At 49.0% G+C, this 23053-nt stretch carries 24 protein-coding genes; 1 reads left to right on the top strand and 23 read right to left on the bottom strand.

Annotated features, from left to right (window positions below; translation table 11 throughout):
• Window positions 1-34: 34 nt before the first annotated feature.
• The 4 genes from AC50YG_RS24735 to AC50YG_RS24720 all read right to left on the bottom strand — a co-directional run bounded on the left by AC50YG_RS24735 (window position 35) and on the right by AC50YG_RS24720 (window position 2798).
• On the bottom strand, window positions 35-1051 hold the full coding sequence (locus AC50YG_RS24735; protein WP_494830966.1) for a molybdopterin-binding protein: 1017 nt from the start codon (window positions 1049-1051) through the stop codon (window positions 35-37).
• 56 nt (window positions 1052-1107) lie between these two features.
• Window positions 1108-1602, bottom strand: a complete 495-nt coding sequence (locus AC50YG_RS24730) for a MogA/MoaB family molybdenum cofactor biosynthesis protein (protein ID WP_341279388.1) — start codon at window positions 1600-1602, stop codon at window positions 1108-1110.
• Between the two features lie 65 nt (window positions 1603-1667).
• Complete coding sequence (gene moaC / locus AC50YG_RS24725) at window positions 1668-2162, bottom strand: cyclic pyranopterin monophosphate synthase MoaC (protein ID WP_494830589.1); 495 nt, start codon at window positions 2160-2162, stop codon at window positions 1668-1670.
• Window positions 2163-2186: 24 nt separating this feature from the next.
• Window positions 2187-2798, bottom strand: a complete 612-nt coding sequence (locus tag AC50YG_RS24720; protein WP_494830587.1) for a 5-formyltetrahydrofolate cyclo-ligase — start codon at window positions 2796-2798, stop codon at window positions 2187-2189.
• Window positions 2799-2953: 155 nt separating this feature from the next.
• Between AC50YG_RS24720 and AC50YG_RS24715 the strand changes: the two genes are divergently transcribed.
• A complete protein-coding gene (locus AC50YG_RS24715; RefSeq protein WP_494830585.1) occupies window positions 2954-4885 on the top strand; it encodes an ABC-F family ATP-binding cassette domain-containing protein in 1932 nt (643 codons plus the stop codon).
• Between the two features lie 296 nt (window positions 4886-5181).
• Here AC50YG_RS24715 and AC50YG_RS24710 read toward each other — a convergent pair whose 3' ends face one another.
• The 19 genes from AC50YG_RS24710 to AC50YG_RS24620 all read right to left on the bottom strand — a co-directional run bounded on the left by AC50YG_RS24710 (window position 5182) and on the right by AC50YG_RS24620 (window position 23022).
• Window positions 5182-5838 (bottom strand): response regulator transcription factor, encoded by a 657-nt coding sequence (locus tag AC50YG_RS24710; RefSeq protein ID WP_046229099.1) that lies wholly within the window; start codon window positions 5836-5838, stop codon window positions 5182-5184.
• Window positions 5816-8212 carry a sensor histidine kinase gene (locus AC50YG_RS24705; protein WP_494830583.1) on the bottom strand — a complete coding sequence of 799 codons (2397 nt, stop codon included), beginning with the start codon at window positions 8210-8212 and terminating at the stop codon, window positions 5816-5818. The genes AC50YG_RS24710 and AC50YG_RS24705 overlap by 23 nt, the downstream gene beginning before the upstream one ends.
• A 33-nt stretch (window positions 8213-8245) precedes the next feature.
• On the bottom strand, window positions 8246-8419 hold the full coding sequence (comX, locus tag AC50YG_RS24700) for a competence pheromone ComX (RefSeq protein ID WP_494830581.1): 174 nt from the start codon (window positions 8417-8419) through the stop codon (window positions 8246-8248).
• A gap of 124 nt (window positions 8420-8543) precedes the next feature.
• Window positions 8544-9467: a polyprenyl synthetase family protein gene (locus AC50YG_RS24695; protein ID WP_494830579.1), complete on the bottom strand. Its 924-nt coding sequence runs from the start codon at window positions 9465-9467 to the stop codon at window positions 8544-8546.
• A 29-nt stretch (window positions 9468-9496) separates the two neighbouring features.
• The gene (locus AC50YG_RS24690) at window positions 9497-9700 is read right to left on the bottom strand and encodes a hypothetical protein (RefSeq protein ID WP_341279394.1); all 204 of its coding nucleotides are present in this window, start codon (window positions 9698-9700) and stop codon (window positions 9497-9499) included.
• Window positions 9701-9730: 30 nt separating this feature from the next.
• Window positions 9731-10447 (bottom strand): ABC transporter ATP-binding protein, encoded by a 717-nt coding sequence (locus AC50YG_RS24685; protein WP_473756266.1) that lies wholly within the window; start codon window positions 10445-10447, stop codon window positions 9731-9733.
• 538 nt (window positions 10448-10985) lie between these two features.
• Window positions 10986-11141: a hypothetical protein gene (locus AC50YG_RS24680; protein WP_473756267.1), complete on the bottom strand. Its 156-nt coding sequence runs from the start codon at window positions 11139-11141 to the stop codon at window positions 10986-10988.
• A 513-nt stretch (window positions 11142-11654) separates the two neighbouring features.
• A complete protein-coding gene (locus AC50YG_RS24675) occupies window positions 11655-13196 on the bottom strand; it encodes a 2-isopropylmalate synthase (RefSeq protein ID WP_494830964.1) in 1542 nt (513 codons plus the stop codon).
• Window positions 13197-13515: 319 nt separating this feature from the next.
• Complete coding sequence (locus AC50YG_RS24670) at window positions 13516-13665, bottom strand: hypothetical protein (RefSeq protein WP_494830576.1); 150 nt, start codon at window positions 13663-13665, stop codon at window positions 13516-13518.
• A 575-nt stretch (window positions 13666-14240) separates the two neighbouring features.
• Window positions 14241-15314, bottom strand: coding sequence for a tRNA (adenosine(37)-N6)-threonylcarbamoyltransferase complex transferase subunit TsaD (gene tsaD / locus AC50YG_RS24665; RefSeq protein ID WP_494830962.1), 1074 nt, complete (start codon window positions 15312-15314; stop codon window positions 14241-14243).
• 11 nt (window positions 15315-15325) lie between these two features.
• Window positions 15326-15823: a ribosomal protein S18-alanine N-acetyltransferase gene (gene rimI, locus AC50YG_RS24660; protein WP_494830574.1), complete on the bottom strand. Its 498-nt coding sequence runs from the start codon at window positions 15821-15823 to the stop codon at window positions 15326-15328.
• A complete protein-coding gene (gene tsaB / locus AC50YG_RS24655; RefSeq protein ID WP_494830572.1) occupies window positions 15820-16776 on the bottom strand; it encodes a tRNA (adenosine(37)-N6)-threonylcarbamoyltransferase complex dimerization subunit type 1 TsaB in 957 nt (318 codons plus the stop codon). The genes rimI and tsaB overlap by 4 nt, the downstream gene beginning before the upstream one ends.
• Entirely contained in the window at window positions 16745-17242 is a 498-nt protein-coding gene (gene tsaE / locus AC50YG_RS24650; RefSeq protein ID WP_494830570.1) for a tRNA (adenosine(37)-N6)-threonylcarbamoyltransferase complex ATPase subunit type 1 TsaE, read from the bottom strand. The genes tsaB and tsaE overlap by 32 nt, the downstream gene beginning before the upstream one ends.
• A 15-nt stretch (window positions 17243-17257) precedes the next feature.
• A complete protein-coding gene (locus AC50YG_RS24645) occupies window positions 17258-18448 on the bottom strand; it encodes a thiamine-phosphate kinase (RefSeq protein ID WP_494830568.1) in 1191 nt (396 codons plus the stop codon).
• 16 nt (window positions 18449-18464) lie between these two features.
• Window positions 18465-19331 carry a YitT family protein gene (locus AC50YG_RS24640; protein WP_341279402.1) on the bottom strand — a complete coding sequence of 289 codons (867 nt, stop codon included), beginning with the start codon at window positions 19329-19331 and terminating at the stop codon, window positions 18465-18467.
• 128 nt (window positions 19332-19459) lie between these two features.
• On the bottom strand, window positions 19460-19816 hold the full coding sequence (locus tag AC50YG_RS24635) for a hypothetical protein (RefSeq protein ID WP_473756273.1): 357 nt from the start codon (window positions 19814-19816) through the stop codon (window positions 19460-19462).
• A 165-nt stretch (window positions 19817-19981) separates the two neighbouring features.
• Window positions 19982-21061 (bottom strand): HD-GYP domain-containing protein, encoded by a 1080-nt coding sequence (locus AC50YG_RS24630; protein WP_494830565.1) that lies wholly within the window; start codon window positions 21059-21061, stop codon window positions 19982-19984.
• Window positions 21062-21196: 135 nt separating this feature from the next.
• Complete coding sequence (locus AC50YG_RS24625) at window positions 21197-22372, bottom strand: class I SAM-dependent methyltransferase (protein ID WP_473756275.1); 1176 nt, start codon at window positions 22370-22372, stop codon at window positions 21197-21199.
• A gap of 2 nt (window positions 22373-22374) precedes the next feature.
• Window positions 22375-23022 (bottom strand): DUF6483 family protein, encoded by a 648-nt coding sequence (locus AC50YG_RS24620; protein WP_341279406.1) that lies wholly within the window; start codon window positions 23020-23022, stop codon window positions 22375-22377.
• Between the last annotated feature and the right edge of the window lie 31 nt (window positions 23023-23053).

Here is a 23053-nt window from a genome sequence, read left to right as displayed (position 1 = left end):
CTACCTCCTTCTACTCTTGGATGTCTGTCCAAACTCAGCATCCGTACAAACCGCCATAACCGAGCTGTGTAATATCTTCCTTCACAATTTGATGCCCCGCAAGTATGCGTGCCAGCAGGACATCGAATGAAGTAAACGGGTCATGCATGACGCATCCCGGTAAGCCAAGTATTGGCACTTCGTTCAAATAACCCATTAACAGCATGGATCCAGGCAGCATCGGCGTTCCATAGCTAACGATGTGTGCACCCGACGCCTTAATTGCCCCTGGTGTGCGGTCGTCAGGATCGACAGACATTCCGCCTGTTACCAATATCATATCATAATCTTGCCTAAGCAAATAGTTAATTTCATTAACAATCACCTGCTTGTCGTCGGGAGCAAAACGCTGCTCGATGACCTCTGAGCCGAAGGCTTCCAGCTTGCTGCGGACAGCGGGACCGAATTTATCCTCGATCCTCCCGCCGAATACTTCCCCGCCCGTCGTCAGCAGACCCACTCGCAGCTTGCGAAATGGCTTTACACGAACGGGCGCTGCGCCATCATGTGCCGAGCGATACTCTGCTGCCAAGCGCTCAACTTCCTCTACCTTGGATTCCGGCACGACAAGCGGAATAGCGCGAGTAGCCGCAAGCTGTCCATCCTTCTTCACTACGCTATTCGTCTTTACCGTCGCAAGCGCAATTTCGCCGAGCGAATTAATGGCATGCACCAGCGCTTCGTCAACCTCAACAAGCCCAAGCAGCTCGGATTTCATGCTTACTTTACCTTCATGCGGTTCGCTTAGCCAGATGCCGTCTCCGCAAAGCGCCTTTGCCATCCTGCTTGCAGCATCATCCTCGTGCAGCTCGCCAGGGGCAAGCTCCATAATGTAAATATGCTCCTTGCCAATATCGAGCAGATTCGGAATGTCAGCTTCGGTTATAATATGGCCTTTTTTGAAAATACGGCCTTTAAACTCACCCGGTATAATGCGGGTGAGGTCATGAGCCAGCCGCAAACCAATGGCATCGTAGACGGACACTTCCTTTAGCACCGTCTTGGTTTCCAAACTCAGCTCGGCCGTTGTTGCTGCTTGCCCTTGCTGCTTATGCTGCCCAGCGCTGCTCATAATACGTCCTCTCCCTGTGTACCGGAAATAATCTCAAGGGCTTGAGGCAGTTGATCCATAATGGCCATTAAGCTTTCATGGACACCTTTCGGGCTGCCCGGCAAATTCACAATCAGCGACTTGCCACGGATGCCGCATACGCCTCGGGACAGCATGGCGCTTCTCGTCTTTTGAATAGCGCCAAACCTCATCGCTTCTGAAAGACCTGGAATAACCCGATCGACCACCCGCAATGTAGCATCGGGCGTCACATCACGAATCGCAAGTCCTGTCCCTCCTGTCGTCAGCAATAAATCCGCTTGATAATATTCGGTCATCTCAATGATGGCTGCCATAATTTCATCCTGCTCATCCGGAACGATGCGATAATCGACAATTACGCCGCCAAGCTCTTCCTCTACCAGCTCCCTGATAACTTGTGCGCTTGTATCTTCACGTTCACCGCGCGAGCCTTTATCACTAGCCGTCAAAATAGCCACTTTCCACTGCATTTACCGTTCCTCCCATCCCTTGTCCGATCATGGGTGATTCCATCACTGGAAACAGCCGCCTTGCTTTATTTTTCTATCGAGTCTGCTTCCGCTTGAAACTGGTAATCGCCGTTTTTGCCACCGGTCTTTGCAACAAGATGTGTCGGGCCAATCACCATATCCTTCTGAATTGCTTTGCACATATCGTAAACGGTAAGAGCGGCGATCGAAACTGCTGTCAGCGCCTCCATTTCGACCCCTGTTTTACCTGTTGTTTTCACGGTTGCCTGTATGTATAGCTCATCTGCGCCATTGTCATCAAAGCGCACATCCACGCCAGTCAAAGGAAGCGGATGGCACATCGGAATGACGTCCGATGTTTTTTTCGCGGCCATAATGGCTGCAACCTGTGATACGGCCAGCACATCGCCTTTGCCTATCGTTCCCGCTTTAATCCGTTCTAGCGTCTCGCTGTGCATCGTAATGGTCGTCTGTGCTGTAGCACTGCGAGACGTAACGTCCTTATCGCTTACATCCACCATTTTGGCCCTGCCCTGCTCGTTAAAATGCGTCAATCCCACAGCACTCTCTCCCCCTTACAGCTTCTATAGCAAATGAATCCCGGATTCCGTTACGATTCCGTTCATCTTCAAATCATGCTCCTGCATCGGAACCTGCTCTGCAACCTGCGACTCGAAAGCTGCGCCAATCCACATCGCGCGCTTCCCTGCCTCGCCTGCCCGCTCCGCAAATCGGTCATAATAACCTCCGCCATAGCCCATTCGTCCGCCAATGCGGTCAAACTGAATGCCTGGGACGATGATGATGCCTGGCATATGCCCCTGCGGAAGCTCCTCGCATTTCGCCGGGTCAGGCTCACGGATTCCATATGCACCCTCCATTAAATCCGCTGGCGATTGCAGCCGGTACAGTGTCATCGAGCGATCAAGCGGGTGACAACGGGGTACGATTACCTCACGCCCGGTTGACCACGCCCATTCCATTAGCGGCCACATGTCCAGCTCAGAGCGAAATGGAACATAACACATGATTTCGTGCTGCTCCGGATGTTCTTCCAGCCATACGCTTAATGCGCTGCAAGCAAGCTCAGACCGTAATGTCCGATCCTGCTTGGACAAGCGATCGCGAGCTTTAGCAGCATCCGCTCGAATACGCTGTTTTTCCGCCTTTATTTGCGATTTTTCATTGTCCGTCATAATCGCTATTCTGCCTTTCCAATTCCTCAATTTCAATTATGTTCAGTTTACCATTGTTATGCAACTTTCGCCAATGGCGGCTTGCATTTGTGTTAATATATAATGAAATAGCAAGCAAGCGAAAGCTAAGCAATTATTCGTTGGAGGTATTTTTTATGCTGCTTCAAGTTTCTAATATAAGTAAAAGCTACGGTGTAGATCCCATATTATCAAACATTACGATGCAGGTGCTTGAACGCGAGCGCATCGGACTTGTTGGCGTCAATGGCGCGGGCAAGTCCACGCTGTTAAAAATCATTGCGGGAGAGATTTCTTTCGACTCCGGCGCCATCCACAAGGCCAAGGAAACGCGACTCGGCTATTTGGCTCAAAACAGCGGTCTGCAATCCGACCGCACCATTGAAGCCGAAATGCGCGCCGTATTTGCTCATTTGCTGGAGGCCGAGCAGGAGCTGCGCGATCTGGAGCAGCAAATTGCTGATCCCGTGCTGCATGAACAGCCAAAGCGTTATGAAGAGGTACTCGACCGCTATTCCCGCCGCTCTGACTGGTTTCGCGAGCAAGGCGGCTTTGAAATCAATACGCGCATCAACAGCGTTCTTCACGGCATGGGCTTTGGCACTTTTCCGCCAGATACACCTATCCATACGCTCAGCGGCGGTCAAAAGACGAGGCTGGCACTCGCCCGTATTTTGCTTCAAGCTCCTGATTTGCTCATGCTCGATGAGCCCACCAACTATTTGGATATTCCGACGCTCACTTGGCTTGAAGGCTATTTGCGCAGCTATTCCGGCGCGATTCTTGTCGTCTCTCATGACCGATATTTCCTCGATGCGCTTGTGCAGACGATTGTTGAAATCGAACGGCATTCCGCTAAACGTTATACAGGAAACTACAGCCGATATATTGACCTGAAGGCTGCAGAATACGAAAGCGATCTAAAGCAGTTTGAGAAGCAGCAGGACGAAATTGCCAAGATGGAGCAATTCATTCAGCGTAATATTGTCCGTGCCTCTACTACGAAACGCGCTCAAAGCCGCCGTAAAGCGCTCGACAAAATGGACGTACTCGACAAACCGCTGGGCGATTTAAAGAAAGCCAACTTCACGTTCCAAATTGAGCGCCAAACCGGTAAAGATGTTTTGCAGGTATCGGATTTATCTGTGCTGTTTGACGAGAAAAACAAGCCCTTGTTCCAGCATGTCTCCTTCCGCTTGCAGCGTGGCGAGACTGTGGCTCTAATTGGACCTAACGGTATCGGCAAATCGACACTGCTCAAAACGATTGTCGGACAGCGCCAGCCTTCGGGCGGCACCATCGCCTGGGGGTCCAACGTCAAGCTCGGATATTACGACCAAGAACACACTGGACTTAATCAGACGAATACCGTATTGGAAGAAGTTTGGGGGCTCTACCCTCATATGGAGGAATCTCGTATTCGAACTGTTCTTGGCAGCTTTCTATTTAGCGGCGAAGATGTGCTTAAACGCATTTCGGCGCTCAGCGGTGGCGAGAAAGCTCGTGTATCGCTTGCCAAGCTCATGCTGGCTCAAGCCAATGTGCTCATTTTGGATGAGCCTACCAACCATTTGGACTTGTACAGCAAGGAAGTACTGGAATCCGCTTTGCTCGATTATGAAGGCACGCTGCTCTTTATTTCTCATGACCGTTATTTCCTTAATAAAATGGCGGAGCGCATTGTCGAACTGACACCTGCAGGCACCGAACATTTCCTAGGAAATTATGACGAAATGATAGAGAAAAAGCATGAACTCGAAGAAGCACGGCTGGAGGAAGAAGCTAAGCGGACTGCTAGCAATAAAGCTACTGCGCCTTCCGACAACGTTAGCGATTACGCGTTGGACAAGCAGGCAAAGCGTGAGGAACGCAGCCGTCAGCGCAAGCTGGAGCAGGTCGAAGCCGATATTGCCGAGCTAGAGCAAGCCATTGCGGATCTGGAGCTGCAACTGACAGACCCAGCTATTTTCAACGATTACATGCGTATTCAGGACATCCAGTCACAAATCGACCAGAAGCGCACCGCTTTAAGCGAGGCCTATGAGCAATGGGAAACCCTTAGTGAATAGTATTCGCTGCATCACTTCCTTTATTAATAATATTAAATAACATTTCAGGACATTAACGAATCACAAGCTACACGGATTCGTTAATGTTCTTCTTTTATATTAGGAAGTACTGGCGAACCTGGTCATAAAAAAATATAAAAAGATGCTTGCGCTATAAAAGCGCAAGCATTGAGAGGGAAACCAATGTTAGGGTATTACTGGGGGGATCAAGTGACTGCAGCTCGCAATGATTGCCACAGCTATCCCAATATGAAAATGTCATTGCCTATCGAATATATAGGCAGCAACGGTAAAACTCAAGGGACAAATTGCTCAAGTCGGATAATGCCAAGCCGTTTTGCCTCCGCGATCGCTTCCGATCGGGACCTAACGTTAAGCTTTTCAAAAATCCGGGTTAGATGGTACTCTACAGTACGCTGACTCATATGCAGCTTAATGGCAATATCTTTGTTGCTATTGCCGTACGCGACCTGCTGCAAAATATCCTGATCGCGTTCTTTAATCGATACTTCTTCAATTACTTTCTCAGCACGCGTAATTTTGACTTCGTTGCGCCGCAGCTGCTTGAGCAGTGAAATCGGAATAACCGCTTCCCCTCGCATAGCGCATCGAATGGCGTTATGCAGCTGTTCTCGCGAGACCGTCTTAGAGATAAAGCCGGAAACGCCGCATTCTATCAATAAATTATAGTGCGTACTAATTTCATAACCAGTATATATGAGCACTTTACGATCCGGATCTTGCTGAATCAAACGTTTTGCAAGCTCAAGACCGCTTATGCCTGGCATGTTCAAGTCACATAAAATAATGTCAAATCCTTCGTTGCTAATCGCATCTAGCGCTTCCATGGCCGATAATACAACCGTCACCTTCATTTCAGGATCTTGTTCAATCATCGTTTTGGTGCCTTCTCCGACAGATGGATGATCATCAACTAATAAGATACGAATCACGCAGCAAACCCCTTTCCGATCGGCCAGTCGTCATATTTTGCGGCAATATAATAATGACCTCAAGACCTTTTCCACGTTTCGACCGGAATGTTATTTCACCTTCAAGGCTAGCGACTCTTTCTTTAATACCGGATAAACCCATATGCTCGAAAGAAGCCTCCATGTAATCGACATCCATGCCGACCCCATCGTCCTTATAGTGAAAATAAACTATGTTTGTTCTCTGCTCCAACTCTAACGTGACCAGATTGGCACGCGCATGCTTATCAGCATTGCGAAGCAACTCTTGGACAATGCGGTAAATCGCTGTAATCTGCTCTTCGTTAAGCAGGTTGTCGAAAGGCTTGGCCCGAAAATCAACCGCAAAATTGTTTCTCATTTGCGTATGCTCAATGATCGATTCCAATGCTTCAACAATGCCCATTTCCTTAAGCAGCGGCGGTCTTAACTCATTGCAGGTTTCCCGAATTTGATGGATGACATCAAGCAGTCCTTCCTTGATTTCGTCAAGCTCGACTTCAAGCTTTTCCGTTATCGGATGGTCCAGCATGAGTGCTTCCAGCCTTCGGTACCACAATAATTGGTCTTGAAGCGCAGAATCATGAAGATCGGCTGCAAGCTTCCGCCGTTCATTTTCCGAGAGGCAAAACAACAATCTTAAAATCCAAGGTGTTGTAGCTTGCTCCTTCTTAATTTCAGATTCTAAATCCTCGATTAAGCTTTCAATCAGATATAAGTTTTCAAACACGATACTTGCATAATTCGCAAGCGTCTTGAGCCAACGAAGCTCATCTGAATTGAAACGGGTATGGTTGGTTTTGGAGCCAATCCATACGATGTACTGCTTTGACTTCTGACAGCCAATAATTAGTCCCAGACCATGAGGCAGCTCAATGACTTCCCCGACTTGAAGCGATTCAGTCACTTGCAGCAGAAAAATAGCGGTACTCTGCTCATCATCCTGCACTCCTGCCGGAATAACCAATGCTTCAACCTGGTCTACAATGAGAAAATCAATTCGGCTAGCCGGAAGCAACGCCCCAATTTCTTCTTTCAGCACCATCTCCAGATCATCCCGCTTCATGACTCGTGCAATTTTGCGCGAGAAACGATCAAGGCTGTCTTGGTAGCTGTACATTGCTTTAAAAAGCTTGGGACGAAATTTATGATCAATCTGCTCCTTGGAATAAAGAAACAGGGTCATAACAGCGTAAATAATGATAAAGATTTGAAGCCATCTGACCCAGGAGAATACAGTGTCACTACTTACAATCGCAGCAATCGTCATCGTAACGACAAGCGCCGGCAATAAGGACAGCAATGTATAATACTTAAAGCGGGTCAATATAAAATCAACATCAAACAATTGGTTGGATGTTAATAAATAAAAGTAAACGATCGGCAGCACGAACAAAAAAGGTGCAGTGAACGCCGCTGGCAAAATTTGAATGTTTCCTCCCAACAACGGCAATAAATTCATTGTAATGAAAGGGGTAAAAGCAGCCAAATGCGAAGCAAGCGTTATTTTAAACAAGGAATTGAATCTACTCTTCCGATAGTAGAAGAATTTTCTAAACAACTGGTAGATACAGATGAAATTCCCTACAATCAAGGTCCCATGATAAACCATTCTGGCGTTTAAAAACACGGCTTCCGACATATAATTCGTCCACACATAAACAAGACAGAATAGCGAGGTTGCCCCAAAAGCAATGATCATGGCTAGAATCAGCTTTGGACTGATAAAAATGATGCCATATCTCCGCAAGTAAATATTCATAAACAATAAAAACAAAATCGCAATAAAAGGAAGCACCGCATACATAATCGTAATGCCAACTAAATCACTACGGTATGCAGCAACTGAAGCAAAATAACTTAAGCCTATTGCTGTAAAAAACAATATTAGCATAATTGCGGCCAAATCATTATTACGCTTCTTATACAAGAAAGAAGATAACCCGAGAAATAATAATAGAGAGCCCCAAGGTATATACAATTGAAATATCAATTCTATTCCCGTATGGTCGCCATTCCAACCCCGATTAAAAGTTACTATTCTTATCTCGCCACTTGCATTTATGACTTGGATACTGTCTACTCTCTCAATCGTAGAAAATTTAATGATATTAAGATTTTGATCTGTTGACAGTCCATTGACCTGTTGAACGACGTCTCCGACATTCAAACCTTTAATTACACCTTGTCCTGCTGGCTCAAGTGATTCAATTAAGTATTGACCTTGATCATTCTTAATTGTTACCGCGCCGATGAAAGGGTCATTAATAATCACAATTGTTAGATAAACTAGCAAAGCGGACAACCCACTCAGGAAGAGAAAGACTAATAGTTTCCTTGAGCGTAACAACTTCATCTTTCTCCCCCTAAATTCATGCAGAGCATTACCTTATGTCCAGTAGGCCAATTGGTAATTATCCTTCTTATCTGCTTGAATGCTCAGGGTTTCAAAAATCGCTTTCTTCTCCGCTGGAGTCACTCCAGCCATTTGCAAGTTCCCGCTCATTGCTAAATCCATCATTTGCGAGTCTTTGGCTAAAGAACGAATAAATTCTTTCAACACTGGAACTCCTCCTTAGGAATGTGTAAGAGTCTTTCTGTAGTTAACTATAACAGGAAATGATAGCCAAGCAAACGCAAATCTAGTTCGTATTTACCGCAACTACCATTGCGGTGTTATTCGGAGGCTATTCTTTAGCCAATATGCTTAACAGCATTTCCTTATGCACGGCCACCTCAGGAACCGATTCCAAGAGCTCCATAAAACGGTTATAATGTGTGCGCATCACAACTGAACCGTACAGCATGGCACCGGATTTTTCATAAGCTTCCTCAAGCAGGCCGCGCTTATCCGCTACATCAGCCTCATTCAAGCGACCTTCAAAATAATCCCTAATCCAATTATGCTGGTCTACAGCATCCTCAAGCATGTACAGAGTAAGAAGCGTTTTCTTCCGCTGCAAAAAGTCATTTTTCTCATCCCAGCGAAGCAGGTCGCGAATGTCATTTTTAATTTGAGCCGCCATTCCCACCTCAACTGCATATTCCGCTACAATCGGATGCCAGCCTCGGCCGGTCAGCATAACGCCCGTCATACAGGCATGAACGATTAAAGCTGCCGACTTTTGCTTAATCGACTGAAAATAAGACTGCTCGTCGGACACAACGTTCATTAAATCCATCATTTGCCCGTTCGCCGCTTGCAGCAATTGAAGATTCATCATTTTCATTGTTGTTTGCACATGGGAGCTATCGAATTCAGAATCCATCATCGCTTGCTGCGAAAGGGTCAAAAAAGCAGCTGCAAGATGCAGTGCTATAGGCAGAGGAGCTTCAGACCAGGCCTGCTTTGGCGCATCCTGATCCTGCAAGTCATCGAAAATATCGGTCGCCAGAATAAGAAATTCAACCGCTGCCGCCGCACGATACACTGCCGCCCCTTCACCGCCGAACATCCGGTAGTGGAGCACCGTCAAGCGTCCAAAAGGAAGCTGCTCATTCAGCCTGTCCATTAAAAATAAGTAGGCGTATTGAATCAATGAGTCCACTGTAAAATGTCGTTTGACCATCTCTCGCATTTCAAATTCGATTTTAGGTACACAGTCCTCCAACTTTAGACCCCCATCGTTTCAAGATTTTTCTATTTTACACGATGGAGTAAAAACGCACCAACATTTTTCAATATTTTAGTAATAAAACCCGCCTTCCTCTTTGAATTCAGCCGCTCCTGTTCCATCTCCTCCTCGTTTATTCGGTTCACCAGCACAGCGATCATTTCCATTCGTTTCCTGAGCATATCGGCACGATTGACAAATGGGCCTGTGGGGTCACGATCCCGGTTCATGAATGTAAGCCCTCCTTCCAACTGCTGCTGTTACACGGCTCCCGCGTAAGCAAAATGGACATATACGGCTTCCATCGTTAAACCACCGGCTGGAATTTGCGAAATTAATCGCTTAGGGGTATCGCATTTCACTAGATTTCCTTGGCGCAGCACAGCTATACGATCACAATGATGCTGCATTTCCCCCATATCATGGCAGGACAAAACAATCGTTTTCCCTTGGCGCTTAAGCTCCAATATAATGGACCAATATTCTTCTCTCGCTTGCATATCCAGCCCGGTAGTCGGTTCATCCAGAAAAATAATCTTTGGGTTGTTGACGACAGAAATTGCCAGCGCCACGCGCTGCCGCCAGCCGCCAGACAAACGCCTAACGGGACGATCCAAGTAGCTCTCCAAGCCAAAGCGGTCAATAATCTCTTTCATTTCGGTTGAACATTTATAGAAGGAGCGGAACATTTCCAGCGCCTCCCTCACATTCAGCTTATCCACCAGCGATATACTTTGCAGATGAAGGCCAATATGCTCCTGAAGCTCAGTTGCTTCAGCAGCCGGATTAATGCCAAGCACCTCGATTTGTCCCTTGTCGGGCTGACGCAGTCCCATCAGCATTTCGAGCAGCGTCGTCTTTCCAGCGCCATTCGTGCCGATAATGCCAAATAACTCCCCTTCTTTTATATTCAAGGAAATATTATCGACTGCCTGATTCGAGCCATAAGCTTTACATACCGAGTCTACCTTAATCATTGTCCTTCTCACCTAATTGTCGCCTCCCTGATTGATAAGACGTTTTGGCATAACCCCGTTTCTCTGATCTTCTGCCGGAAACTACCGCTTGTCTTATAACCTTACCCCATATGAACGGTAATTTCACCGTAAAAAAACGCAATTACCACCGCAAGTTTATTGCGGTTCCGCAACTTTTTCAGGGATATTGATAGATTTATTCGAATAAAATTCAGAAATATGACTTGTAGTGTGAGTTTTTAATGATTCATTTTTAAAATAAACGATCGCTGACGCCTTTCTTCTATATAATTAGCCAGATGAAATATAACTAAGCATGACAGAGAAGATTCCTTTTTCAGCCAACGGGAAACTACTCTTGTTCCATTACCTTCATAAACTCTTATTGATTCATTTCGGCAAAAAAGGCTTTTTCCCTTTTTAATCTTAAAGGAAATAAACCTTCATACTTACTTGCTTGGCATCGTAGTTATAAGCGGTAGTCCGCCCTTTTTCATCCTTCTGGCTTACCTCGAGGCTCCGTCCCGGGATCGGGCATTTACACGTAGCTGTCCTTCAGCTCCTCCGACACAATGCCGGTAAACACAAGCTTCGCATGCTCATTGATTTTTTTCTCGACGGATAAAGACAGCATGTGAACAAGCTCGAATGGGGCAATCTGCACATTATGCGGGGCAATCATATTCGTACTCATAATCGTTCGCCTTCTTTGCGGTCCTTTTCCTTTTCCTTTTCCTGCTCCTCCTCTTTCCCCCCGAACATCATGGCAATGACCTTCTCATCCGCATACTTCATCACATGTTTCACATTTTCTTATCCTATTTTTCTAATATCGGATCAAAAAAATGCATAATTTCAGGTTATTAAGCAAATAAAAAGGAAACCTATAGTAAATTTTCATTTTTTACATCGAAAATGGTTATCCACAAAGTTGTCCACAATCAGACGCAAATTGTTAGTAAATTCTGTCGACATTTTCCGACGTAAATAAAGGATTTGTAAACGTTAACGTCATAAATTTTTAATGCCGTCGATTTTTCCGAAAAATTATTCACATTATCCACAATTCCAGTGTCGATAAAGTGAAAAAACTATCCACTTTCCACGAACAGCCCATCCCCAGTCAAACCCTTGATTTTACGCATAAAAAAGAACTTATCCACAAAGCTTAACGCCCTGTGAATAAGTCCCTTTCTTGCGCTTGCTATTAAATTACACTTTGTTCATTCGCCCGCTTATTAATGGTCAGCATCGCTTGATTGCAGGCTGCCACATATGCCTGTGCGGCTGCATATACGATGTCACTATGAATCGAAGTTCCACGATAGCGCTCGCCATTGTTGACAATTGTCACGACCGCCTCACCGTGTGCATCCTCACCTGTGGACAACGAATGGATTTCCAGATCCTCGAATTCTGCCGCAACGGGGATCGCTTGCTGAATACAGTGAATGACGGCTTCTAGAGGTCCATCGCCAGTTCCTGTATAGGAATGCTCGGTACCCAGATCATTTTCACGAATCGTCACGGTCGCAATACGGGATTTATGGCTGCCCGACAGCACCTGCAGATCGGTAAGCATATACGGATCAGGCTGAGTCGCCGTCATTTCGCCAGCGATGCGAATCAGCTCATTATCCGTCACCAGCTTCTTCTCATCGGCTATTTGCTTGAAGCGATTGTACACATTGACCAGCTCCTCGCCTTCTACGGCGATCCCGTATTCCGACAGGCGATGCTTGATTGCGTGACGGCCGGAGTGTCTGCCCAGCACGATCATGCTGCGCGGAATACCCATCGCTTCCGGGTCCATAATTTCATACGTATTGCGGTTTTTCAACAGGCCGTCCTGATGAATGCCAGACTCATGCTGGAACGCATTGCGGCCCACAATCGGCTTATTAAATGCAATCGGATAATGCATCGCCCGGCTGACCATCCGCGACGTTTCATAAATTTCGCTTTGCTCAATCCGCGTCTCCATTTGCAGCACCGACCTCCGTGTCTCGATAATCATTGCAATTTCCTCCAGCGAGCAGTTGCCAGCGCGCTCTCCAACGCCATTGACGGTAACCTCTACCTGCGTCGCACCTGCACGAATAGCGGCCAGGCTGTTCGCAGCTGCCATCCCCAGATCGTTATGGCAATGAGTGCTGTAGCGAACCGTTTCTCCGCCTCTAGCCAGGCGACGAACAGATCGGAACATATCATCGATTTCGTCCGGCATCGCATAGCCAAGCGTATCCGGCAGATTGATGATCGTCGCACCTTCGGCTATGGCCGCTTCGACCAATTCTATGACAAAATTGCGGTCCGAGCGGGTTGCATCCATCGCTGAAAATTCAATTTCATCTACGAACTGCTTGCCATAAGCAATCATCTCACGGGCGATTTGCACTACTTCCTGGCGCGTTTTGTTCAGCTGGTGCTGCAGATGAATGTCGGACGAGGAAATAAATAGATGCAGCCTTCTTCTTGCCGCATCCTGCGTCGCCTTGACCGCCGCATCAATATCGACCTTCATCATCCGGGCAAAGCCGGCAATTTCAACATGCTGCAGCTCGCGGGAAATTTGCTGAATCGCTGCAAATTCGCCGGGGCTAGAAATAGCAAAGCCCGGCTCGATGACGTCAATGCCCAGCTTACCCAACTGGCGGGCGATAATAATTTTACGTTCAGGATCGATGGAAGCGCCCGGAGACTGCTCACCGTCTCGCAGCGTCGTATCAAAAATTTGAATTTTTCTCATACCGTTATTCGTCTCATTTGCCGTTGTCATCGTTATGACCTCCTGAAATTTTAGTTAACTATAGCTACAGCTGCACAAAAAAAGCCTGCCGTCTCTAATTGAAAGAGACGACAGGCTTTTCACCCTCCGTGGTACCACTCTAATTGGCTGGACCCTGTGTGCGCCTTGAGCAGAAAAACCAGATCGGCTTCTCCTTTCACGCTGCTGCTGGATGGATAATTCCATACCTGCTGCATTCGCGCGGGTCCAAACCCGCTTGATGCCCGGTCACGGGGGCTGATTCCGTAACGATGTACGCATATCAGGCTCGCAGCTAACCTTAGCCGCCTGCACCGATTGTTCCATCGTTCCGCTCCCAGGCGAGTTCGAACGTAAGCTTCGACTGCGTCGCACCATCCCACAGCTCTCTGCAGCGCTTCCTTATCGACCATACAGCAGCTTGGTTATCCGCCTGCCGCGTCCCGTTCAAGGTTCCCGCTGTTATCCCGCTTTACCGCTCTACTACTCCTGTTCCTTGCGTTTACTTTATGTGATTTCAGCTTCTTATGCTGGTTCATGTCTAACTTGCCTGCTTGCTCATTTCATTGCTTGCTTCTAAGCTTTGAACTTCCAAACAACAAGAAAAGCCTGTCGCCTCTTGAATAAATCAAGAGACGACAGGCTTATTACAATCCTGCGCGGTACCACCCTTGTTGACCCTCCGCTTTGCTATTGCAGCAAATTAGAATGCCCACCTTAGGCACATCATCAACTCCGGATGTTGATCGATGCGCACCCGATTACGGGGGTTAGCCGTGACAGTGTAGTAAATCCGGCTATCCATGGTTAGCCAGCTGTTCCACTGTTCCGCTCCCAGGCGAGCTTCAGGCTTCCGTCGACTGCGTTGCACTAGCCCGCAGCTCTCTGTTCATTCCGGGAATGGCCCTACTATTCCTGTTCCTTGCGTTTGCAGAATATGAAGTTCAAAGTATTGTTGCCTATTATATGCCTTGAAAAATGAGATGTCAATCACAGCACTCAAAAAAATTTCGAGCAGCCGTTAGTCTAGCTCTGCGCCTGCGGTGCCATCCAGCCTTCTAGGCTGAAGCTCGGCTCAGCTTTAAGATCAAGTGACGAATATTCGCCGCGCTGCCATTTCAGGAAAGCGGCGGCACCAATCATCGCCGCATTATCCGTGCACAGCGTCAGCGGCGGAATGAGCAGCGGCACGCTTTCGGCTTCGCAGCGGGAAGTCAGAGCTGCCCGCAGGCCGCGATTCGCTGCGACGCCTCCGCACAGCAGCAGCTGCTTGGCGCCATAGGCGCGAACGGCGCGAAGCGCTTTTTCAACAAGCACCTCGATGACCGATTCCTGAAAGCCCCGTGCCAGCGCCGCTTCATTGAGCGTATCCCCACGCATCTGCGTCTGATTAATAACAGCGAGCACCGCCGACTTCAAGCCGCTGAAGCTGAAATCATAGGAATCCGCCTCCAGCCATGCCCTTGGCAGCGCCAGCGCTTCCGATGCAACGGATGCCAACCTGTCGATATGCGGCCCGCCCGGATAAGGCAGCTTGAGCGAACGGGCTACTTTGTCGTAAGCTTCCCCAACCGCATCGTCGCGCGTGCGACCAATCATGCGAAAGGAGCCCTCATTTTCGAGCAGCACAAGCTCCGTGTGCCCGCCAGAAACGACGAGCGCCATACACGGATATACCAGTTCATGGACGAGCTGGTTAGCGTAAATATGTCCCGCTATATGATGGGTGCCGATTAAGGGCAGGTCGAGCGCCATCGCCAGCGTTTTGGCCGCTACGATTCCAACAAGCAGTGCTCCAACTAGTCCCGGCCCCTGCGTCACCGCAATTGCGGATAAATCCTTCAGCTTCATGCCCGATTCAGCAATCGCCTGCTCAATCATCAGCGTAATGACCTCTACATGCTTGCGTGAGGCAATTTCCGGCACAACGCCGCCAAAGCGCTGATGCACCTCAATTTGGCTCGAAATGACGTTCGATAATATATGCTTTCCATCCTGAATAACAGCAACGGATGTTTCATCACAGCTCGTCTCAATGGCAAGAATAAGGCCTGACTTGCTTTCATTTGCCGCTGTCGCCATTCCTTCTTGTTGTTGTATGCTCAATGCTCCTACCCCTCTTCCCGGACGCCCAAGCTGCTCGTATCAAGCTCCGCCCACATAATGAGCGCATCCTCCTGATTATCTGAATAATAACCGGGACGAACGCCTGACGATTCAAAACCCAGACTGCGGTAAAGCCGCTGCGCCACCTCGTTTGATACCCGGACCTCCAGCGTCATTTTTTTCGCACCGAAAAATACCGCCGTCCGCTGAAGCTCGCCCAGCAGCAGCTTTCCGAGTCCCTGTCCGCGATAATCGGAACGAACCGCTACATTCGTCACATGCGCCTCGTCCACGATCACCCACATGCCCGCATATCCGATAACTTGCTTCTCGTATTCCATCACCATATATTTGGCAAACATATTATTCGTCAATTCATTGGTAAAAGCTTCAGCTGTCCATGGGCCCGTGAAAGCCTCGTGCTCAATTGCCACAATAAACGGTATATCTTGCAACGTCATGGACCGATAAATAATCTCATCCCGATTGATTTCTCTTATCATGGCTCCGCATCCTTTACTCGAGCCGCATCCACATCGGCCTTTATGACAGACTCTAGAGAAGCCGATTGAGCGGCTGCCCATTCAGCTTCCTTTGCAGCCTTTAGGGCAGCTTCTTTCTCCTGCAGCTTAACTTCCGCCTCATGAAGCTGCGTATAGTTGGGCGCAAGCGTATGGAGGTCATCTGTATCACCTGCAAGCAGCCGTTTCCGCCCCAGCTCAGCTATCGCCCGGCCTTCCAGCTCATAAGGAAACAGACTGACCTCTACACCCGCTTCTGCACAGCCTTCCACAAGCCGCTGCGCCTCCGCCTCATGAAGCTTAAGATCGCCAGTGATGTAAATTTTAGTAACATAGTTAGCCTGCTTCTGAACTTGCTTCAGTAACTGATCGACCCAATCCCGCATCAGCCTGATTCCATCCGCCGACTGACGTTCCCATTGATCGCCATATGCATAAGAGAAGCTTGCTGTATATACTTGGCCCCTCCTTGCATCCATGATAGGAATGAGCCATACTGCTCCCTTGTTCATATTAGGATCAGCCGACTGAATTTGCTGCGGCACTGATGAAATCAGAGCATCCGTTTGTTTTAATCGCTCACATGCCCCGTAAGCAATCGCTTCAAGGCTGGACAGCGCTACTAACGGCTTATCCCAGGTCCAAGCAAGCGTCTTAGCCGCCGTTACTGCAATTCGCATGCCCGTGTAAGAGCCTGGGCCACCGCCTACAGCAATGCCGCCAAGCGCATCCTTGCTTACACCGCAATCCTCAAGCAGCTGCTTTAAATGCGTAATAATATAAACGGAGTGATTGCGCTCCGCAAAAGATTGAATTTCACCTAAAATCCGATCGCCTTGAATAACAGCCGCCGCAAGGGCAACCGTCGAGGTATCAAATGCTAATATGGGCTGCTGCGCCTGTTCAACCATTTTGCTTCCCCACTTCCCTGTCATTCAAAAACTGGCACCAGCCTGCGTAGGCTTCTCCGATGCCTTTCAGCCGAATTAACCGCTGTTCGCCGCCCGTATGCTCCAAATACAGCTCTAAGCGCTCCTCAGGCAATAGCTCTTCGATCAAGCTTGCCCATTCCACTATCGTCACGCCGCTGCCATAAAAATAGTCGTCAAGCCCCAGCTCGTCCGCTTCTTCAAGAGAAACACGATAAACATCCATATGATAAAAGGGCATTTCTGCGCCTTCATATTCTTTGATAATCGTAAAAGTTGGACTATTCACTATGCCCTGCACGCCAATCGCTTTGGCAAAAAACTGTGAAAACGCCGTTTTCCCAGCACCAAGATCGCCGTCAAGCGCCAGCAGCGTGCCCGGTTTTGCCCATGAGGCAATAAGCATCGCGAGCGCTTCCGTATCCTTCGTACTGCTCGCCTTCCACTGTGCTTCTCCAATCGCTGTTTGCATCTTATTCACCCAATTTCATTTCTTAAAATGATTATAGCCTCGCTTGGCAAGCGGCATACGTTTGGCAGCGGCGCTGTCCACATTCGTTGCTTTGGCTGACAACGACAGCTCCAGCTCCACGGAAGGCGCCCCCTGCCTCACCTCGCCAACCATATAAAATGGCAAGCCTTCAGCACGGAATGCTTCTCGGGCTGCCTGCACGTCAGCGGCTTCCATTGTGCCTAGCAGCACATAATCCTCGCCGCCATAAAGCATCCACTCCAGTGGATCAATTCCGACATCACCCGCATAAGCAGCCATACTGCCGCTGCGTGGTAGCAAATCTTCCTTAAGTACAAGGCAGCACTTCGAGGCTTCGGCAATTTCCCATGCTTCACTGGCGAGTCCATCGCTCACATCATTAAGGGAATGGCAGCTGCCACGCTCTAGCAGCAAACGTCCCGCGCGCACGGAAGGCGCAGGGCGGCAATGCGCAGCTATAAGCACTGCCGCTCCGCGCACCTCTTCATGCTCTGCATTAGCGGAAGCTCCATCAGAGCTTACTGTTTGCGAATCCCCAGCAGAGTTCATCTGACAGGCATCACCAGCTTCGGCCGCTTCCCTTGCTTCGCTCACTGCCTGCTCTTGCCCCTGCCGCTCCTGCTTCCGCGCGAGCAGCAAATGCAGCCCCGCCGCCGACAGACCGACGGCTCCGGTCAGCACAACCGCGTCTCCGGGCTTCGCCCCGGAGCGGCGCAAAGCCCGCCCAGCTTCGACGGCTCCTGTCACCGTCACCGCAACAACCAAGTGCTGCGGCGAAGACGTCGTATCGCCGCCAACAATCGCAACGCCGTAATTCGCGGCGCACGCATAAAGCCCATCATAGAGCCGGGCTATCCGCCCCGGCCCATACGCCGCTGGCACGCTCACAGACACGAGCGCATGCCGCGGCAAACCGCCCATTGCCGCGATATCGCTTACGTTCGCGGCAAGCGCCTTATACCCGATATCCTCATCCGTCATCGTATAGGCATTAAAGTGCACCGTCTCCACCATCGTGTCGACGGCCATCAGCAGCTCCAATGAACCTTCCAGCTCATCGGCCATCGCCGCAGGAGCAATAATGGCCGTATCGTCGCCAATACCGAGCGTCACGCCTCTTTGCTGCTGCCAATCTACAGGCTGCCTGCCCGCCGTCCAATGGCTGATGCTTGCAAACTCATCCAAAGCTTAAACCCCTTTGCTAATGAATATCACGCTTCTTAAAGCGTCCGCCCTTCACATCATGAATGTTGCCGACGGCCAGAAATGCAGACGGATCAAGCTCCTGCACGATCGATTTCATCTTTGCTTCCTCCAGCCGAGTGATCACGCAAAAAATAATCCGTTTTTGCCCGCCCGTAAAGCCGCCCTCGCCGTGCAAATAAGTGACGCCGCGCCCGAGACGGCTCATAATAGCTGCGCCAATTTCCTGCCAGCTTTCGCTAATAATCCAGACGGCTTTCGATTCCTGGAAGCCTTCAATTGTAATGTCGATCATTTTGAAGGCTATGAAATAAGAAAATAGAGAGTACATCGCCCGATCCCAACCGAATACAAAACCGGCGCTGCACAATATAAAAAGATTAAAAAACATGACGACCTCGCCTACGGAAAACGGCAGCCGCTTATTGCTCAATATCGCAACAATTTCCGTCCCATCCAGCGAGCCGCCAAAGCGGATAACGAGTCCGACGCCAGCTCCCAATATGACACCGCCGAAAATAGCGGCGAGCACATATTCGCTCGTAATCGCCTGCACCGGATGCAGTAAAAACGTACCCAGTGACATGACGCTAACGCCATATAACGTCGATAAAGCAAAGGTCTTCCCGATTTGCTTGTACCCTAGCAGCAGAAAAGGAAGATTCAATACAAACAAAAACAAGCCGAGCGGCAGCCCCGTAAAATGGGATACGATAATAGAAATGCCTACAATCCCGCCGTCGATAATATGGTTCGGCACCAGAAAAATCTCTAAAGCTACAGATACTAGGGCAGCCCCAATTGTAATAAATAGAATTCTGCGAATAATATCCAGCTTGGATAAAGTATGATGCTGCACACCCATATGTATCAAAGCTCCCCCTTTATACATCTCTCCCCATATTACATGAAGATAGAGTAGATTCAAAGAGAAAGCAAAATCCTCCCGCCCTTTCCGCCTGCCATAAGCGGAAAATGCAAGAGGATCTGATGTTAGCCGATAACCGCGAATGTTTGTACTCCTGCCGGAATGAAAGCTGTACGGAACAACACGCCATTCGAATTGTACAAACGAATCGTGTAAGACACGGAAGTCAGCGTCTGAATTTGGTTAAACCTGACGACACCAAAGCGGTCAAACGCCGCAATCGCAACGACATTATTACCTCTAAACAGACGGGCAAAAAAACCGGTCGTATTAAACGGCACGCCATTGTTCGTAACCCATACGACCGTCAGACGGCTAAACGTTGGGCCTCCGCTTTGAAGCCTCTTTGTCCCGGTTACCTTGCTGATCACTTTTCCTGTACCCTTAGGGCCTAAAAACGGGGGTTGCATTTTTTTAGACATCATACCACTCCTTTATGCGCTTATTGCCTTAACAGCTTATGCAGCATAAGGAATGCTCGTATAGTCAAGCCCCCAACCTAGCAAACCCATTTATATCCGTGCTATTTAATAGCATTTGTGAAACTTATTCATTCATATATTTCAAGAAAGACTCGCGCTCTGAACCTATAGCTCTTTGACAATTGTTAAATACAAGTCGTCCTTGAGCTCAATTTCAGTAGGAGCAGCCGTATGCGAGCCGTCGGCTTCACGAATAATGCGTACGCGCGGACGATGCAGGGCTAGCTCATTGTTCGCTGTCACGACGGCGGTCTGTCCCGAGCTGAGCAGCAGCGTCGTCGCCACCGGATAAATGGAAATATGGCGGCAAAAGAGCTTAATCAGCTCAAAATCAAAGTATGTATTGCCAGCCGCGAATAGAAATTCGATGGCTTCCGTTGGTGTATACCTTTTGCGATAAGGCCGCGGTGAGGTCAGTGCGTCATATACATCGGCAAGTCCGACTATTTGAGCGAACATATGAATATCATCATTCTTAAGTCCGCGTGGATAACCCGAACCGTCATAACGCTCATGATGCTGCAAGGCACAGTGGGCCGATACGAGGGAAATGTCATGATACTTCCGTAAAATATCAAAGCCCTCCATCGAGTGGCTCTGTACAATTTTGCGCTCGTTATCGGATAGGGGCCCTTTAGTCGCCAGCAGCGGCTGAGGCAGCTTCGTCATGCCGATATCAAACAGCAGCGCGCCAATGCCCAAATCCTCCAATTGATTGCGATTAAAGCCCTTGGCAATGCCAATAACGCCAGAGAGCACCGCCACATTCACCGAATGCTGAAACAAATAGGCATCCGCCGAATGAATGCTGGTCAAATTGACCGCCATATTCGGCCTGCTCGCGAGATCCTGCATAATGGACCCGAATACCGAGCGGAATGTCCGGCCAATATCCGGTGCAATCGTCCGCCCCTTTAGGGCGGGCTCTTTGAATGCATTCATCGTTGCAGAAACAGCCTCTGCCGCTTTTTTGCGCGTCTCGTCGCGTATGCTGTCCTCGGGCATGATATCCTCCGTGTCCTTATCTTCAATAAACACAGAATCATAGCCCAAATTTTCAAGCCTATTAATAAAACGGTCATTCATTTCCACGCCTGCGCCGAGCAGCACGCTGCCGTTATCCTGAAAAATAGTTTTGGCAAGCCTGTCCCCCGGCTGCACCATGCCAATCTGAACTTTTCTCATTTCCTTGTTTCCCGCCTTTAACCATGATAACGCTAGTAATCGGCATCTATAATTTGGTCGCTATCATCCATGCATTAATAAACCAATTCCACAAGTGTAACGGCTGACGCCGTCCTCTGGCGGCAAATATACTTGCTAGTTTGCGGGCAAACGTCCGGCAAGCAGTTTCTCAAGACTAGGTGCTAATTGCAGAAAATTACGAAACTGCTCATACTGCTCCCATTTTTTCGCCTGTGTGCCCGACTCGCCGCGAACCGCTCGAATAAGCAGATTTTTGGGCGTATGCTCCGGATCAACAAACTCCAGCATTTGAACTTTATAACCCAGCACCTCAAGCAGCGTTCCGCGGGCCGCATCGGTTGCAATTGCAGCAAACCGTTCTTTCAGCAGTCCTTGCGATAAAATTGGGGCGAGTGCGTCGCTGCTCACTTGCTTAAACAACTCATGCTGGCAGCAAGGCACGGACATAATAACCGCTGCTCCCCAGCCGACAGCCTTCGCAAGCGCTGCATCGGTAGCCGTGTCACAAGCGTGAAGCGTCACAACCATATCCGCTTCGCTCACACCTTCATAATCGGCAATATCTCCTACCATAAATGTCAGTTTATCATAACCGAGCGTATGTGCAAGCTCCGAACAAAAAGTGATGACATCTGCCTTCAAATCGAGGCCGATAATGCGGATATCCCGCTTCTGCTCTACCGCCAGCAGGTGGTAAAGAGCAAACGTCAAATACGATTTGCCGCAGCCAAAATCAATAATGGTCAGCGGCTTGTCCTGCGGAAGCTGAGGCAGCACATCGGCAACCATTTCCAGGAAGCGGTTGATCTGCCGGAACTTATCCTGCTTTTTCGCATGGACCTTGCCTTCCGGCGTCATAATGCCCAGCTCCACCATAAACGGAGCCGCGTGCCCTTCTGCAATAACGCGCTGCTTCTGGCGGTTGTGCTGCTGCTCCATGCTGGCCGAAGTAGCGGTTGGCGGCTTTCTAAGCAAAGTCGGCTTGCCTTTTTTACTAAGGAGCAGTTGTATGTCTGCTTCCTGCGTTTTGAGAAGCGCCTGGCGATATTGCTCGCCGAGCAGTTCGACCAGCTTCGGTCCCGCATCCTCAGGAAGCCAATTGTTATGTATAACCTTATTTGCATAATGAGCTTCAAATTGATAATGAAGGCCATTTTTCAATTGGACGGGACGTATGATGATTTTGGGCGCTGCATCTCCATCCTTGCGGCGAAGCTGGCTCAGCGTTCCCTGCAAAAGCCCGCCCGTTTCTGTCAGGCGGCAAATATCCTGCTGCCACTGTTCTGTCATTGCTATTGCTCCATCTCCAGGCTGTTAAGCCCTGTTCTGATTTCCTCAATCGGCAAGCCGCCAGCGGCGAGCTTGTCCTCCTGAAAAGGCAGCAGCCGCATATAAAACGCGGCGACCTCGCCTTTGTCAGCTGCGCCGTCCTCAAGCAGCTCGTACCAAATATTTTCAGCGAGCGCAAAAGCTCCCTCTGATTCATGCCACTCGGCAACCAGCCGCTTCGTTCGAGAGGACAGCTCATATGGCGACAGCTTGCCGAGCAAAATCGCCGCCTCATCGCTCGAATTTGCAAGCGTCGGCGGCGCGTCGATGAGGGAAAGCCGCATAAACAAATGCAGAGCCTTTAAACTGTGCGCGAAGCTTTCTGCTTCTTTGCCCAAATCCTCATACAGCTCCGCCTCCTGCTTGAACAAAATCGCGATTGCCTGAATATTGTCCGTTTCTACGACGCCGTTTTTCGTCATAACCGCGAGCAAATCCTCGTCTGACAACGTACGGATCAGCTTTCCGCTTAGACCAAACCTGCGATCCAGCAGCTCGTCAATGACGATAAGCGCGTCCGCCTGCTTCAGCTCTCGCCTCAGCTGCATCACTTGTCCGACCGCTTCCGTCATCTGCTCAATCATGCGCATAAAATAATCCCGTTGAAACATCGCTTCTTGCCTCCTTCTCTAAGCAAATTCC

This window comes from Paenibacillus sp. J31R34 (assembly GCF_059383715.1).
The sequence above is the reverse complement of the archived record's forward strand: the minus strand, read 5'-3'. Positions and strand labels throughout refer to the sequence as shown.